Origin of the sequence: Curvibacter sp. AEP1-3, from assembly GCF_002163715.1 — a bacterium.
Lineage (GTDB): Bacteria > Pseudomonadota > Gammaproteobacteria > Burkholderiales > Burkholderiaceae_C > Allorhodoferax.
Genome location: NZ_CP015698.1, coordinates 2678731 through 2693411, shown reverse-complemented (window position 1 = coordinate 2693411; position 14681 = coordinate 2678731). Strand labels below are relative to the sequence as shown.

At 62.8% G+C, this 14681-nt stretch carries 13 protein-coding genes; 10 read left to right on the top strand and 3 right to left on the bottom strand.

The genetic code is table 11. From position 1 onward, the window contains the following. The first annotated feature begins 7 nt into the window (after positions 1 to 7). The 6 genes from AEP_RS12575 to AEP_RS12550 all read left to right on the top strand — a co-directional run bounded on the left by AEP_RS12575 (position 8) and on the right by AEP_RS12550 (position 6844). The gene (locus tag AEP_RS12575) at positions 8 to 2263 is read left to right on the top strand and encodes a heavy metal translocating P-type ATPase (protein ID WP_087495691.1); all 2256 of its coding nucleotides are present in this window, start codon (positions 8 to 10) and stop codon (positions 2261 to 2263) included. Between the two features lie 86 nt (positions 2264 to 2349). Then, positions 2350 to 2688, top strand: coding sequence for a YnfA family protein (locus tag AEP_RS12570; protein ID WP_198301962.1), 339 nt, complete (start codon positions 2350 to 2352; stop codon positions 2686 to 2688). Positions 2689 to 2854: 166 nt separating this feature from the next. Continuing rightward, positions 2855 to 4429 carry a methyl-accepting chemotaxis protein gene (locus tag AEP_RS12565; protein ID WP_087495690.1) on the top strand — a complete coding sequence of 525 codons (1575 nt, stop codon included), beginning with the start codon at positions 2855 to 2857 and terminating at the stop codon, positions 4427 to 4429. 8 nt (positions 4430 to 4437) lie between these two features. Next, on the top strand, positions 4438 to 5658 hold the full coding sequence (locus tag AEP_RS12560; RefSeq protein ID WP_232459823.1) for a YbfB/YjiJ family MFS transporter: 1221 nt from the start codon (positions 4438 to 4440) through the stop codon (positions 5656 to 5658). 55 nt (positions 5659 to 5713) lie between these two features. After that, positions 5714 to 6181, top strand: a complete 468-nt coding sequence (locus AEP_RS12555; protein WP_087495689.1) for a hypothetical protein — start codon at positions 5714 to 5716, stop codon at positions 6179 to 6181. Positions 6182 to 6217: 36 nt separating this feature from the next. After that, positions 6218 to 6844 carry a hypothetical protein gene (locus AEP_RS12550; protein ID WP_087495688.1) on the top strand — a complete coding sequence of 209 codons (627 nt, stop codon included), beginning with the start codon at positions 6218 to 6220 and terminating at the stop codon, positions 6842 to 6844. Between the two features lie 94 nt (positions 6845 to 6938). On the opposite strand, the gene gstA is transcribed toward AEP_RS12550, so the two are convergent. Genes gstA through AEP_RS12535 form a run of 3 tightly spaced genes read right to left on the bottom strand, consistent with a single transcriptional unit; the run spans position 6939 to position 9970 of the window. Continuing rightward, positions 6939 to 7547 (bottom strand): glutathione transferase GstA, encoded by a 609-nt coding sequence (gstA, locus tag AEP_RS12545; protein ID WP_087495687.1) that lies wholly within the window; start codon positions 7545 to 7547, stop codon positions 6939 to 6941. Positions 7548 to 7565: 18 nt separating this feature from the next. Beyond that, entirely contained in the window at positions 7566 to 9203 is a 1638-nt protein-coding gene (locus AEP_RS12540) for a GMC family oxidoreductase (RefSeq protein ID WP_087495686.1), read from the bottom strand. A gap of 8 nt (positions 9204 to 9211) precedes the next feature. Then, a complete protein-coding gene (locus tag AEP_RS12535) occupies positions 9212 to 9970 on the bottom strand; it encodes a class II aldolase/adducin family protein (protein WP_087495685.1) in 759 nt (252 codons plus the stop codon). Between the two features lie 100 nt (positions 9971 to 10070). Here AEP_RS12535 and AEP_RS12530 point away from each other — a divergent pair, with 100 nt between their 5' ends. The 4 genes from AEP_RS12530 (at position 10071) to AEP_RS12515 (ending at position 14674) form a co-directional block, all read left to right on the top strand. Further along, positions 10071 to 10766, top strand: a complete 696-nt coding sequence (locus AEP_RS12530) for a Crp/Fnr family transcriptional regulator (RefSeq protein WP_232459822.1) — start codon at positions 10071 to 10073, stop codon at positions 10764 to 10766. 150 nt (positions 10767 to 10916) lie between these two features. Beyond that, positions 10917 to 12962: a tRNA uridine-5-carboxymethylaminomethyl(34) synthesis enzyme MnmG gene (gene mnmG, locus AEP_RS12525; RefSeq protein WP_087495684.1), complete on the top strand. Its 2046-nt coding sequence runs from the start codon at positions 10917 to 10919 to the stop codon at positions 12960 to 12962. Further along, positions 12959 to 13633: a 16S rRNA (guanine(527)-N(7))-methyltransferase RsmG gene (gene rsmG, locus AEP_RS12520; protein ID WP_087495683.1), complete on the top strand. Its 675-nt coding sequence runs from the start codon at positions 12959 to 12961 to the stop codon at positions 13631 to 13633. Before mnmG ends, rsmG begins: the two co-directional genes overlap by 4 nt. A 420-nt stretch (positions 13634 to 14053) precedes the next feature. Continuing rightward, a complete protein-coding gene (locus AEP_RS12515) occupies positions 14054 to 14674 on the top strand; it encodes a LysE family translocator (RefSeq protein WP_087495682.1) in 621 nt (206 codons plus the stop codon). The last annotated feature ends 7 nt before the right edge of the window (positions 14675 to 14681 follow it).

Sequence of the window (14681 nt, the reverse complement as noted above, 5' to 3'; positions counted from 1 at the left end):
TTGCACCATGAGCACTGAAACCCCCTCCCCCACGACCATCGATATCGGCATTGGCGGCATGACCTGCGCATCGTGTGTGATGCGTGTGGAAAAAGCCCTGAAAAAGGTGCCCGGCGTGGACAGCGCCACGGTGAACCTGGCCACCGAGTCCGCCCGCATCGCCGTGCACGATGCTGGCATGGAGGCCCGCTTGCGCCGCGCAGTGCGGGACGCGGGCTATGAGCCGCTGGCGCCCAGTGCGGCAATTGACGCGGTGGATGCCTCGCCATGGGCCGGATTCGGGCCGGTGGGCATAGGCCTGGCGCTGTGTGCGCCGCTGGTACTGCCCATGGTCGGGGACCTTTTTGGCAAAGACTGGATGCTGCCGGCGCTGTGGCAATTTTTGCTGGCCACGCCGGTGCAGTTCATTTTGGGGGCACGTTTCTACAAGGCCGGTTGGCACGCGCTGCTGGCGCGCACCGGCAATATGGATTTGTTGGTGGCGCTGGGTACCACTGCGGGCTGGGCTTTGTCCATGTGGTTGTGGCTGAGTCCCCAGTGGTTTGGCGCCCCTGACCACAGCGCGCATGGCATGCCCGCCATGGAGCCGCACCTGTACTTTGAAGGCAGCGCCGTTGTGGTGACGCTGGTGCTGCTGGGCAAATGGCTGGAGGCCCGCGCCAAGCGGCAGACGACGGCCGCCATTCGCGCCCTGCACAGCCTGCGGCCGGACACGGCGCACCTGATGGGCCGCGACGGCGAAGTGGATGTGCCCGTGGCTGAGGTGTTGGTGGGCGACAAAATTGTGGTCAAACCCGGTGAGCGCTTTCCGGTGGATGGCACCCTTCTCGAGGGCCGCACGCAGGTGGACGAATCCATGCTGACCGGCGAACCGCTGCCGGTAGCCAAAGACGCGGGAGCCAAGCTCACCGGTGGCAGCATCAACGGCGAAGGCCGCGTGGTGCTGCAGGTGCGGGCGGTAGGGGTGGATACGGTGCTCTCCAGCATCATTCGCCTGGTGGAAGACGCACAGGCTGCCAAGGCGCCCATCCAGCGGCTGGTAGACCAGGTGAGCGCGGTGTTTGTGCCGGTGGTGCTGGTCATTGCGCTGGTCACGCTGCTGGGCTGGTACTTCACCGGCCATAGCTTTGAGGTGGCGCTGATTCACGCGGTGGCGGTGCTGGTGATTGCCTGCCCTTGCGCGCTGGGTTTGGCCACGCCGGCCGCCATCATGGCGGGCACCGGGGTGGCGGCCAAGTTCGGCATTTTGATCAAGGACGCGCAGGCGCTGGAGGTAGCGCATACCGTGAACGTGGTGGCCTTCGACAAAACCGGCACGCTTACCGTGGGCCAACCCCGCCTGACCGCATTGGTGCCCGTGGGCCTGACCAATGACGAGGCACTGGCGTTGGCTGCTGCTTTGCAAAGAGGCAGCGAGCACCCGCTGGCCCGCGCTGTGCTGCAGGCGGCCAAAGACAAAGCACTCACGGTGTCAGCGCCCACTGACGTGCAAGCCGTGGCCGGCCGCGGCACCCAAGGCAAAGTGGGAGGTCAGACCTTGTTGCTAGGCAGCTTGCGCTGGATGGCGGAGCTGGGCGTGGACATGGCGCCGGTCGCGGCGCAGGCGGCCGATTTGCAAATGGGCGGCGCCACGGTGTCGGCGATGGCAGAGCAACAATCCGGCGGCGTAAAGCTGCTGGCCCTGCTCGCGTTTGCCGACGAGCCCAAGCCCGGCGCCAAGGAAGCGTTGGCGACCCTGAAGGCCCGCGGTATCCAGACCGTGATGATTTCTGGCGACAACCGAGGCGCTGCGGAAGCCATGGCCAAGCGCCTCGGCTTGGATGCCAAAGATGTGTTGGCCGAAGTGTTGCCCGGCGACAAGGCTGCGAAGGTGGCCACGCTCAAAGCCGGTGGCAAAGTCGTTGCCATGGTCGGTGACGGCGTGAATGATGCGCCTGCGCTGGCGGCATCGGATGTGGGCATGGCCATGGCCAACCCCAACGGCGGCGGCACTGACGTAGCCATGCATGCGGCCGGCATCACGCTCATGCGGGGCGACCCGCTCTTGGTGGCGGCTGCGCTGGACATCAGCCGCCGCACGGTGTCCAAGATCCGGCAAAACTTGTTCTGGGCCTTTGCCTACAACGCGGCCGGCATTCCCTTGGCGGCGCTGGGCTACCTGAGCCCGGTGGTGGCAGGTGCGGCCATGGCACTGAGCTCGATGAGTGTGATGACCAACGCCTTGCTGCTCAAGCGCTGGACGCCGGAGCAGGGTGGCAAGTAAGTCGATTTTGGGGATAAAAATGGCCTCTGGCGCCCATGGAATATGCGCGAGCAGCTCCTAAAATGGAAGCAAACCCCAAGGCGCCCATGAACCATCTGCTGCTCACCACCGGCCTTTATGTGCTCACCGCGGTCGCTGAGATCGTGGGGTGCTACTTGCCTTGGCTCTGGTTGCAGCAGCGCGCACCGGTGTGGGTGCTGTTGCCGGCGGCAGCGTCACTGGCCCTGTTCGTGTGGCTGCTCACCTTGCACCCTGCAGCCAGCGGCCGGGTGTATGCGGCCTATGGCGGCGTGTACATCGCCACCGCGCTGGTGTGGTTGTGGGTGGTGGACGGCATTCGCCCTTCGGCATGGGATTGCGCTGGTGCGGCTTTGGCCTTGGCGGGCATGGCGGTGATTGTGCTGGCGCCGCGTACCGGGGCATGACGTAAGTCAAGGTGTGCTGGAGCGGTCTGTGGGATTCTCTGGTTGCCCGAGTCGTTGGAAATGGCGGGCGTCCTGACGGCTTTGCCTCGTATTGCCGCTTGTAACCACCCCTAGACTCTGAAAGAATGGCCCAACGCTTGGACCGGCTCACCCGAGGAACACAACAATGAACATGATGACCATGATGCGCCAATTCACCATCCGGCTGCGTATGTTGGGGGCCATTGCGATGGTGCTGGCCCTGCTGTTCATGCTGGGCGGTGGTGGCCTGTGGGGCATGGGCAAGATCCAGGACCAGAGTGATGCTTTTCTGGACAACTCCTTCGCCGAGATGCAGCACCTGGGCCGCTTGCAGGCTGCCATGAGCACGGTGCGCGAGGCCGAAAAGGACATGATCATCGAATACGAGCGTCCCGCGGAGGTCGAAAAGGCCTACACCCGCTGGAAGTCCCACCTGGCCGAAGTGGACGCGATTGCAGGCCACTTCCTCGAAGGGGTGGAAGACACCGACAACCCGGTGGTCCGCGAGATGCAGGCGGACCTCAAGGAATACGTCAAATTGTTTGAACCGGTGGCCAACCAACTCAAATCCAGCGGTTACGAGTCCGCCACCATTGCCAACCGCATGAGCCAGAAGGCCTTGGGCCAGATCGACAAGGTCATGAAGCACATGAAGTCGCTGGAAGGCGTGTTGCAGGACGAGGCCAATGACGCGGTCAACGACCAGCACAAGGTCAGTGGTGTGATCAAGTGGCTGTTCATCGCCGCACTGGGTGTGGCCTCTCTGGTAGTGGTGCCGCTCACTATTCTCAACATGAACTCCATCTGCCAGCCCTTGGAGCGCGCACGCTTGTTGGCGCAGGCGATTGCCGGTGGCGACTTGTCGCAAGCGATTGAGGTGCACGGCAAAGATGAAGTGGCCGATTTGCAGCACGCCCAGAAGGCCATGCAAGAGGGCTTGGGCGCCTTGGTCTCGCAGGTGCGCTATGCCAGCGAAAGCGTGGCCACGGCCAGCCAGGAAATCGCCTCGGGTAACCAAGACCTGTCGGAGCGCACGGAAAAATCCGCCAGCAGCGTGCAGGACACCGTTGGCTCCCTGGCCGAGCTGACTGAGAACGTGCAGCAAACGGCCCACGCTGCCCAAACCGCCCGTCAGTTGTCTGACTCCGCCTTTACGCTCGCGGCCCGTGGTGGCCAGGTGGTCACGCAGGCGGTAAGCAGCATGCATGAGATCGCCGCCAGCAGCAGCAAGATCAACGACATCATCGGCCTGATCGATTCCATTGCTTTCCAGACCAACATCCTGGCGCTGAACGCGGCGGTGGAAGCGGCGCGCGCCGGCGAGCAGGGGCGGGGCTTTGCGGTGGTGGCGTCTGAAGTGCGCATGCTGGCCAAACGCTCGGCTGCGGCGGCGCAAGAAATCAAGGCGCTGGTGAGCACCAGCGTGCACGCCGTGGACGGAGGCGTGAAGCTGGTGGAAGAGGCCGGCGCCGCCATGAAAGAAATGGTGGATGGCGTGCAGCGCGTGGGCCAGATCATTGGCGAGATTTCATCCTCGGCCACCGAGCAGTCCAGCGGCATTGCACAGGTGAACCAGTCGGTGGGCATGATCGATCAAGCCACGCAGCAGAACGCGGCCTTGGTGGAGCAAAGCGCTGCGGCTGCCCAAGGTCTGCGTGAGCAGGCAGACGCGCTGGCCCAGGTGGTACGCCAGTTCCGACTCAAGGGCAGCGCCGCCTGACGCCGCCGGTGGCAACCCCTTCGCAGCCTGCGCTGCCTTTCGTGGACGTGCGCGGCTGGTGCCTGGCCCTCGCGCTGTCGGTGGGGGCAGCGGTGTCGCTAGGTATTACCCGTTTTGCCTATGGGCTGCTGCTGCCCGCGATGCGCACCGACCTGGGCTGGACCTACACCCTGGCTGGTGCCATGAACACCGCGAATGCTCTGGGTTACTTCATTGGTGCGCTGCTCACGCCACGCTTGCTGCGTAGCCGGGGTCCGGGCGAGTTGTTGTGGGGCGGGGCTTTGATGGCCACCGTGTTCATGGCCCTGAGCGGATTCTTTACCGATGCGAATGCCTTGCTGGTGCAGCGCCTGCTGGCCGGCATTGCCAGTGCCCTGGTGTTCGTGGCCGGTGGATTGCTTGCCGCACGGTTGGGCGCGCGTTACCCGCGCCATGGCGGCCTGCTGTTGGGTATCTATTACGGTGGCACCGGCTTGGGGATAGTAGCCAGTGCCTTGTTGGTGCCATGGTTGTTGGAGCGTTTTGTGGGTCAGGCTCATGGCTGGCAGTGGTCCTGGTGGGCGCTGGCGCTGATTTGTGCAGCGGGAACCGCGGTGATGCTGTGGCCGGCACGGGTGATGTCAGCCTGGGCCCTGCCGCAGGCGCAGGCGGCTACAGGCGGGCCGCAGCAGTTTCACTGGGCAGACTTCCGCTACGGCTTGGCGGGCTACACGCTCTTCGGGGTGGGCTATATCGGCTACATGACCTTTGTGGTGGCGCTTTTGCGCTCGCAGGGCACATCCGCCGCCGCTGTCACGGTCTTTTATGCCTTGCTGGGTGTGGCGGTGATGGCGTCCAGCCGCATCTGGGCGCGCTTGCTCGACAAGCACCACGACGGTCGGCCGCTCGCCACGCTGAATGCCTTGTTAGGCGTGGCGACCATTCTCCCGGCGCTCACCCAGTGGTGGCCGGTGGTGCTGGTGTCTGGCTTGCTTTTCGGCGCGGTGTTTTTGTCGGTAGTGGCATCGACCACGGCACTTGTGCGGCACAACCTGCCGCCCGCTGCCTGGGCAGCAGGTATCAGCGCCTTCACCACCATGTTTGCCGCCGGCCAGATCGTCGGGCCCACGGTGGTGGGCTGGATTGCCGATGGCCCCGGCGGCTTGGCACGTGGCCTGGTGTTTTCGGCATGTGCCTTGTGGGTAGGGTCCGCCCTCGGCCTACGTCAAAAGGCACTCCGGCGCCCGTGAATCATGCGCAGGCTGCTATAAGTTTTATAGTGAATAACCCAATGAATAAGGAAGCATGGTCGTGGTGAAGTGGTTCCAACGCGCGGGCATTGTTTTGCTGGTGGGTGTGGTGGGCATCTCTGCTTGGCGCCATCGTGACGATGCCTGGGTTCAATCCTTGTGGCGCCCGGAGGCGCCGCCCAAGCCGGTAGTGTTTGACAACGGTTCGGTGCGCGAAGCCGCGCAACCAGTGGCCCCGGCCAGTGCTTCGGCCAAGGGCCCCGACAACCTGCCCGGCCAGATGAAGAAATGCATCAAGGGCAAACAGGTGGTTTATACCGACCAGCCCTGTGAAGCGGGCGCCAAGGTAGCCTCCGTCAGCGGTGGCAATGTCACCGTGGTGCCGTCCATTGCACCCAAGCCCGCTGCACCAGCCCAAGGTGCGCAGGCACCCAGCGGGCGCAGCACCTTGCACGATGCACTGGACCTCAACGGCAATGACAACATCCGTGACAAGATGATGGAGCGTGCCATCAACCGGTAGCACGGCCACTTTGTCTTCGACCGAGAAGGAAAACCGATGATTAAGCCATTCACTTTGGTCGCGCTCTTGTGCAGTGGTGCATTCACCGTGCTTGCTCAGGCGCCCGCCCCTGCACCGGCGGCCCGCGCAGTGACGCCGGTGTTCAGCCAGCTGGTGAGCTTTAGCTACCCGTCGGGGTTTGTGCCCGCGTTTGAAGACAGCAAGCCCGGTGGCTACATCCAGGAATCAGTGTTGCGGGGTGAGACGGTGGAGCGTTGGACCCAGATGCTCACCCTCAGCGGCGCCCGCGACCTGGCAGTCAATGCCCAGATGACACCCTCCCGCTTTGCCGGTAGCGTGGCCACCGGATTCAAAAACGCTTGCCCCCAGAGCTACGCTGCTTTGGGCTTGGGTGATTTGCGTGTGGGCAATTACGATGCGTTTGCTGCCGTGATCGGGTGTGGCATCGCGCCGGGTGGAGCCCGCAGCGAAGTGGCCTTGTTGCTGGTAGTGAAAGGTGAGCGCGACTACTACACCCTGCAGTGGGCTGAGCGCGCAGAGCCGGTCAATGGCCCTGTCGCACTGGATGCTGCCAAGTGGTCTGAGCGCCTGCAGCGGCTGATGCCGGTGAAGCTGTGTGCAAGGGTGCCGGGCGAAGCCGCTCCCTATCCAAGTTGCCTCTAGCGCCCGAGGAATATGCACACGAAGCTATCAAAGTAATAGCAATTCAAGAGAAAAGGGCCCGTGAGGGCCCTTCTTTTTGGTAGTGCGCCGCACCTTACTTCAGCAGGCCTTCAGCCCGCATGGCGGCTTGAACACCGGGGCGTTCGCTTACGCGGGTGCGGTAGGCCAACAGGTTCGCAAAGGTGCTGAGGTCTACCTTCACGATGCGGGCCCAGTTGGTCACGGTGAACAGGTAGGCGTCGGCCACGGTGAACTGTTCGCCCAGCAGGTAGTCCTTGCCGGCGAGTTCGCTGTCTACCCACGCAAGGCGCTTGGCCAGGGTTTGTTTGGCCTGGTCTTTGGTTTCATCTGGTGCGGCAGGGTTGAACAAGGGGCTGAAGCTCTTGTGCAGCTCGGTGCCGATGAAGGTGAGCCATTCCTGCAACTTGTAGCGCTCGAAAGTGCCGTTGGCCGGGGCCAGCTTTTTCTCGGGCACCAGGTCTGCCAGGTACTGCACGATGGCGGGGCCCTCGTGCAGGCTGCGGCCGTCGTCGAGCGTGAGGTAGGGCACGTAACCCAGCGGGTTGATGGTGTAGAAGTCGGTGCCGTCGGGCAGCTGGTGGGTTTTGGTGGGCGCAGGAATGGCCTCAAACGCCAAGCCGGCCTCATGCATCACGATGTGCGGGGAGAGCGAGCAGGCGCCTTGGGAGTAATACAGCTTCATAAACGTCCTCGGGTTAGGTCAGGCTTGCATGCTAGCGGCTTTGGCGGCCCGGATGTGCCGCACGGCCTTTTCCGCAATCATGATGGTGGGCGCGTTGGTGTTGCCAGTCACCAGGTCCGGCATGATGGACGCGTCTACCACGCGCAGGCCTTGGATGCCGTGCACCCGCAGCTCTGCGTCCACCACGGCCATGGGGTCGTCGGCCGGGCCCATTTTGCAGGTGCCTATGGGGTGGTACTCGGTGTCGGAGTGGTCGCGCAGGAACTGTTCGATCTGCGCCCGGTTGTCCCGTTCAATCGGGTAAAGCATCTTGCCGCGGTAGGGCTGCAAGGCCTGCGCCTGCATGATGTCAAAGCCCATCTGCGTGCCGCGCACCAGGGTTTCCAGGTCATCAGGGTCTTGCAGGTACGCCGGGTCGATGCGAGGGGCATCGGTTGGCTTGGCGCTCTGCAGGGTGACGCTGCCGCGGCTCTTGGGCCGCATCAGGGTGACGTGCAGGGTGTAGCCGTGGCCGAGGTGGGCTTTGCGGGTGTGGTCGTCCACGATGCCGGTGCAAAACGCGAGCTGGATGTCAGGCGCCTCCACGTCGGGTCGGGTTTTCATGAAGGCCTGGGATTCGGCCACGTTGGTGGTGATCCAGCCGGTGCGCTTGGCTTTCCACTCGAACACCGACTTCACCATGTTGAGCGCGCCCTTGAACGAAAAGCCCAGGGTCTCCTGCTGGTGTTGGGTGCGGTAAATCAGGACCGTGGTGACGTGGTCCTGCAGGTTCTGGCCTACGCCGGGCAGCACGTGGCGCACCGGAATACCGTGTTCGCGCAGGTGCTCGGCAGGGCCCACACCCGAGAGCATGAGCAGCTGGGGCGAGCCGAAGGCGCCGCCGCAGAGCAGCACCTCGCGCCGGGCACGCAGCTCGTGGGTCTGGCCCCGGTGCAGGTAGCTCACCCCGGTGGCGCGTTGGTCGCCATTGACGCCGTCGAGCAGTACTTTGCTGGTGTGGGCGTGCGTGATCACGGTGAGGTTGGGCCGGTTGCGGTGGGGCGTGACATAGGCCTTGGCCGCACTCCAGCGCTCGCCGTCCTTCTGGGTAACTTGCGCGGGCGCGCAGCCCCATTGCTGTGCACCGTTGTAGTCGGGGGTGCGTGGCAGACCTTGACTTTCGCAAGCATCCAGAAACGCCTGGTTCAGCGGGCTGGGGCTGCGCAGGTAGCTCACGTTGAGCGGGCCGCCGGTGCTGCGGTATTCGTTGTTGCCGAAGCACTGGTTGTTCTCGGACTGCTTGAAGAGCGGCAATACTTCCTGGTAGCTCCAGCCGGGGTTGCCTAAAGCGGCCCAGCGGTCGTAGTCATGGGGGTTGCCGCGGGTGTAGACCATGGCATTGAGCGAGCTGCTGCCACCCATGACTTTGCCGCGCGGCGCGAAGCCCCGGCGCCCGCCCAGGCCGGGCTGGGGCACGCTCTCGTAGTTCCAGTTGAAGATGCCCAATGGCGCGGTGGCCGCGAAGCCCAGGGGCGCGTGGATAAAGGCGCTGGTGTCCGGGCCGCCGGCTTCGAGCAGGCACACGGTGATGGTCGGGTCTTCGCTCAGGCGGCCGGCAAGCACGCAGCCGGCGGAGCCGCCGCCGACCACGATGTAGTCAAATTCTGTGGGGGTCATGAAAAGGTTCAGTCCTGGTAACTGGGGTCTATGCGTTGGAGTTTGCGGATCAGAGCCGGCCAGACAAAGGCGCCGCCCATGCCACCGGTTTGCACGCGCATGGCTTCGGCTACGCCGCTGACGATCTGCGGGTTCACATGGGTGAGTGCGCTGCCACCGGATTGCGCGCCGATCTGGATCTGGCAGGTGGCCTCGAAGGTGTACATGCTCAAGAAAGCGTCGGCAATGGTTTTGCCCACCACTAGCAAGCCGTGATTGCGCAGCACCAGAAAGTTGGCGTGGCCCAGGTCGGCTTGCAGGCGTGGCTTTTCTTCGGGACGGAAGGCCACGCCTTCGTAATCGTGGTACGCGAGGGACGCCAGCACGAAGGTGGACTGTTGGCTCAAGGGCAGCACGCCGTCCTTCTGGGCGCTCACCGCGACGCCGGCACGGGTGTGGGTGTGCAGCACGCAGCCGGCGTCTTCGCGGGCCTCGTGCACGGCGCTGTGGATCACGAAACCTGCCGGGTTAACGGGGTAGGGTGAGTCGATCAGCTTATTGCAGTGTTGATCGACTTTGACGAGACTGCTGGCAGTGATCTCGTCGAACATCAACCCATAGGGGTTGATGAGGAAGTGGTGCTCCGGCCCGGGAATGCGGGCGCTGATATGGGTGAAGACCAGATCGCTCCAGCCATACAGGGCGACCAGCCGGTAGCAGGCGGCGAGGTCCTGGCGGAGTTGCCATTCCTGCTCGCTGACCTGGGATTGCACTGACGGTGTGGTCATTGATGACTCCATGAGGGGTTTGCGTTCGAGGTTAGCGGGGGCAGACGGCGTTACACTGTTAAAAATTTGACAATCTAGGGTATTCACCGTGGGGGAATGGATGGCGCACTCCAAAACCGAACTGCTGAAAAAAATGTCTGTGAACCCCTGGTTTGCTACCCTGCCTCTGGCAGAGCGCAAGGCCATGTTGGCGGTGGCGGTCGTCCAGCCGCTGGCGGTGGGGGAGTCGGTCTACCGGAAGGGCGATGTGTCGGGCGGCTTTTATGGCGTGCTGTCCGGGCTGTTGCGCGTGTCTGCTACTGGCGAGGATGGGCGGGAGGGCATTCTCTCCGTGCTGGAGCCGGGCAACTGGTTTGGCGAGACGACGTTGCTGGATGGACAGACCCGACCCCATGATGTGACTGCGATGCAGGAAGGTGAGGTCCTCGTGATCACTGCCGCGGACTTCAAGCGCCTGATGCGCCGCCTGGGTTTTGCCCATGGCATGACGACCTTGCTCTGTGCCCGGGTGCGGGGCTTGTACGGGCTGATCGAGGACACCATGTTGCGCTCTACCCGCATGCGCGTGGCACGGCGGCTGATCACCTTGGCCAAAGGCGACATGACCATGGCGGCGCAGACCCGGCAGGGCGTACAAGTCTCTCATGAAGAGCTGGCCATGATGCTGGGCGTGACCCGCCAGACGCTGGCCAAAGAACTCAAATATTTTGTACGCGAAGGCGCCTTGGCACTCGGGTACGGACACATTGATTTTCTGGATACAGCGCTGTTGCGCCACGAGGCGGCCTTGGATTGAATGCGTCCGGCGGGTCGGGCATTACCGCGTGACCAAGGGCTTCAAGGTGGAGACTGGCTGAAACCGGAGCAGGCCGGTAAAATCGCGCCCTCCCTTCTCTGATTGCGCCGGCCGGACACGCACTGTAGTCCGCCCCCGCGCCCCCTTGCCATGTTGTACCCACAAGAATTCGACGTCATCGTTGTCGGCGGCGGCCATGCCGGAACCGAAGCTGCACTCGCGGCGGCCCGCATGGGCTGCAAGACGCTGCTGCTCTCCCACAACATCGAGACCCTGGGGCAGATGAGCTGCAACCCCTCCATCGGCGGTATCGGCAAGGGCCACCTGGTCAAAGAGGTGGACGCCATGGGTGGCGCGATGGCGCTGGCGACCGACGAGGCGGGCATTCAGTTCCGGATTCTCAATTCCAGCAAAGGCCCGGCCGTGCGGGCCACCCGTGCGCAGGCGGACCGCGTCCTCTACAAAGCCGCCATCCGGCGAATGCTGGAGAACCAACCCAACCTCTCGTTGTTCCAACAAGCCGTCGATGACCTGATGGTCGAGGGCGACCGTGTGGTGGGTGCGGTCACCCAGGTGGGCATCCGCTTCAGGGGCAAGACGGTGGTGCTGACGGCCGGCACCTTCCTGGACGGCAAGATCCACGTGGGCCTGAACAACTATGCCGCCGGCCGGGCAGGCGACCCGCCCGCTGTGTCGCTGTCTGCCCGACTCAAAGAACTGAAGCTGCCCCAGGGCCGCCTCAAGACCGGCACCCCGCCGCGCATTGATGGCCGCAGCATCGACTTCAGCAAGTGCATTGAGCAGCCTGGCGATGGCGTGCCCGGTGGCATGAGCGATGTGATGCCGGTGGTGAGCTTCATGGGCAATGTGGCCATGCATCCGCAGCAAGTGCCGTGCTGGATCACCCATACCAACGAGCGTACGCACGACATCATCCGCAGCGGGTTCGATCGCAGCCCCATGTTCACCGGAAAGATCGAGGGTGTGGGCCCGCGCTACTGCCCGAGTGTGGAAGACAAGATCAACCGCTTTGCCGACAAAGATAGTCACCAGATTTTTTTGGAGCCTGAAGGCCTGACCACCCACGAGTACTACCCCAATGGCATCAGCACCAGCCTGCCCTTTGACATTCAGTACGAGTTGGTGCGCAGCATGGCCGGCTTGGAGAACGCGCACATCCTTCGCCCCGGTTACGCTATCGAATATGACTACTTTGACCCGCGAAGCTTGAAGGGAAGTTTTGAGACACGCCAGATTGGCGGACTGTTCTTTGCCGGCCAGATCAATGGCACCACCGGCTATGAAGAGGCGGCAGCGCAAGGCATGTTTGCCGGTATCAATGCCGCATTGCAAGTGCGTGCCATGGGTGGTGGCGATGTGACATTGAGTGCGGCGGGCAGCGCCAGCTACAGCGGCGACACCTGGTTGCCCGGTCGTGACCAAGCTTACCTGGGCGTGCTGGTGGATGACCTGATTACCAAGGGCGTGACGGAGCCTTACCGCATGTTCACCAGCCGGGCGGAGTTCCGCTTGCAGCTGCGGGAAGACAATGCCGATGCCCGCTTGACAGAAGTGGGGCGCGAACTGGGCTTGGTGGACAATGCGCGATGGGATGCCTTCTGCCGAAAGCGCGATGCTGTTTCACGTGAAACAGAACGCCTGCGCAGCATCTGGGTGAATCCACGCAACCTGGCCGCTGACGAATCCGAGCGGGTGCTGGGCAAGTCCATCGAGCATGAGTACAACCTCGCGGATCTGTTGCGGCGCCCCAATGTGAGCTACGGCGGGTTGATGTCGCTGGATCATGGCAAGTACGCCAACCGTGATTTGCTGGATGTTGTTTCACGTGAAACAGCTGGCCTGCCAACCGTGGATGCAGCAGAGGTGGCCTTTGTGGCTGCGGTGGTGGAGCAGGTGGAAATCGCTGCCAAGTATTCCGGCTACATCAACCGCCAGAAGGACGAAGTGGAGCGCGCCGCCCATTACGAAAACCTGCGCTTGCCGGATGACCTCGACTACATGCAAGTCACAGCCCTGAGCATCGAAGCCCGGCAGCGGCTAAGCAAGTACAAGCCGGAAACTCTGGGGCAGGCATCGCGCTTGTCCGGCATCACGCCCGCCACGATTTCGCTGTTGATGATCCACCTGAAGAAGGGCAACTTCCGGGGCTTCGCTGAAAAGGCCGAGGCTGTATGAGCGCCAGTCACTTGGAGCAACTGGGCAAAGCGGCCACAGCATTGGGTTTGAATCTGGACGCGGCCCAGCAAGCCGCATTGTTGGAGTACCTTGCCCTGATCCAGAAATGGACCAAGGTCTACAACCTGACGGCGGTGCGCAATCCGGATGAGATGCTCACGCACCACTTGTTGGACAGTCTGGCGGTGATCGCCCCTTTGCAAAAGCAGCTTGCCGCTTTGAAAGAGCAGGGCGTTGTTGGTGACAAGCCGCGCTTGCTGGATGTGGGTTCGGGTGCTGGCCTGCCCGGTATCGTCATTGCTATTTGCTGCCCGCACATCACGGTGCACTGTGTCGATACGGTAGCCAAGAAGGCTGCATTCATCCAGCAGGTGGCCGTGACTTTGAAGCTGCCTAACCTGCGTGGCATCCATGCGCGGGTGGAAAGCTTGGCCGAGCCCTACGACGTGGTGAGCTCGCGTGCCTTTGCTTCTTTGGTGGACTTCGCTACTTGGTCCGAGAAAGCCTTGGCAGGGCAGGGTGTGTGGATGGGTATGAAGGGCAAGCATCCTGCGGACGAAATGTCTGCGCTGCCTGCATCCGTTGAAGTGTTTCACGTGGAACAGCTTGCGGTGCCTGGGTTGGATGCAGAGCGGTGTATTGTGTGGATGCGGAAGAGGGTGCTGGTTTAGAGCCATTGCTTTCTGCTCTGGTGTGAGGGTTGGGTGGGGTTGCGCGTTTTGCTCCGTGTCCCCCGCCCGCTGTGCGGGCTCCTCCTTGACCTGCGCAAAACACGCAACCCCACCCAACCTGCCACCTCGGTAGGAGCTGCCAAACAATTGAATGCCTACCTATTCTTCGCAGCGGCGTGGAAGGGGTGCGCACCAAAGTGAGGTCAAGGAGGAGCCTGCGCAGCAGGCTGGGGACACGAACGGCGGGGTGTGCCCTTGGCGCGCAGCGGGCCCAGCACGTCCTTCGCGAGTAAATGGTACTCAAGCTGTTTCACGTGAAACAACACTCGGGCGACTTGAGCAGGTTAGCAATTGCAATCCCAACCCTCGCCACAAAGTTTCCAACGTAAACTCGACACCCACCTCCACGAAAGTACTCCCATGCTCGGCATCACCGATTACGGCAACTTTGTCATCACCATCATCGTGTTCCTCGCCATCCCTGGTCCCGGCAATCTGGCTTTGGTGACGTCTACCAGCAAGGGTGGGATAGCTGGCGGACTGGCCGCCACCCTCGGGGTGATTCTGGGCGACCAAGTACTAATGTGGTCCGCAGTAGCAGGTGTGGCGGCGTTGCTGGCTGCTTACCCTGAAGCCTTCCATGCCGTGCAGTGGGCAGGCGCCGCTTACCTGGCTTGGTTGGGTTACAAAATGCTCACCGCCAAACCCGGTGCCGCACCGGTGCTCAACATCAAGCCCGGCCAATACCTTCGCCAGGCACTGCTCATCACCTTGCTCAACCCCAAGGCCATCCTGTTTTACATGGCGTTCTTTCCCCTGTTTGTGGACCGCGCTAGTCAGCAAGGGCTGGTGACCTACGGAGTTATGGCCGCGACGATTGCATTTTTGACTTTCCTCTACGGCCTGGGCGCCACGCTGGTGACCCACTTTTTGGCTGAGCGCATGCGCGCCAACCCCCGCATCGGCCGGGTGTTGGAGAAAGTGGCGGGCCTGTTTCTGGTGGGCTTTGGCATCAAGTTGGCTCTGCAGTCCGCCAAGTAATTCCACC

What these genes read in the sequence shown, in the direction of transcription:
- AEP_RS12575 (WP_087495691.1), top strand. Translation starts at nt 8, where the DNA reads ATGAGCACTGAAACCCCCTCCCCCACGACCATCGATATCGGCATTGGC.
- AEP_RS12570 (WP_198301962.1), top strand. Translation starts at nt 2,350, where the DNA reads ATGAACCATCTGCTGCTCACCACCGGCCTTTATGTGCTCACCGCGGTC.
- AEP_RS12565 (WP_087495690.1), top strand. Translation starts at nt 2,855, where the DNA reads ATGAACATGATGACCATGATGCGCCAATTCACCATCCGGCTGCGTATG.
- AEP_RS12555 (WP_087495689.1), top strand. Translation starts at nt 5,714, where the DNA reads ATGGTCGTGGTGAAGTGGTTCCAACGCGCGGGCATTGTTTTGCTGGTG.
- AEP_RS12550 (WP_087495688.1), top strand. Translation starts at nt 6,218, where the DNA reads ATGATTAAGCCATTCACTTTGGTCGCGCTCTTGTGCAGTGGTGCATTC.
- gstA (WP_087495687.1), bottom strand. Translation starts at nt 7,547, where the DNA reads ATGAAGCTGTATTACTCCCAAGGCGCCTGCTCGCTCTCCCCGCACATC.
- AEP_RS12540 (WP_087495686.1), bottom strand. Translation starts at nt 9,203, where the DNA reads ATGACCCCCACAGAATTTGACTACATCGTGGTCGGCGGCGGCTCCGCC.
- AEP_RS12535 (WP_087495685.1), bottom strand. Translation starts at nt 9,970, where the DNA reads ATGACCACACCGTCAGTGCAATCCCAGGTCAGCGAGCAGGAATGGCAA.
- AEP_RS12530 (WP_232459822.1), top strand. Translation starts at nt 10,071, where the DNA reads ATGGCGCACTCCAAAACCGAACTGCTGAAAAAAATGTCTGTGAACCCC.
- mnmG (WP_087495684.1), top strand. Translation starts at nt 10,917, where the DNA reads ATGTTGTACCCACAAGAATTCGACGTCATCGTTGTCGGCGGCGGCCAT.
- rsmG (WP_087495683.1), top strand. Translation starts at nt 12,959, where the DNA reads ATGAGCGCCAGTCACTTGGAGCAACTGGGCAAAGCGGCCACAGCATTG.
- AEP_RS12515 (WP_087495682.1), top strand. Translation starts at nt 14,054, where the DNA reads ATGCTCGGCATCACCGATTACGGCAACTTTGTCATCACCATCATCGTG.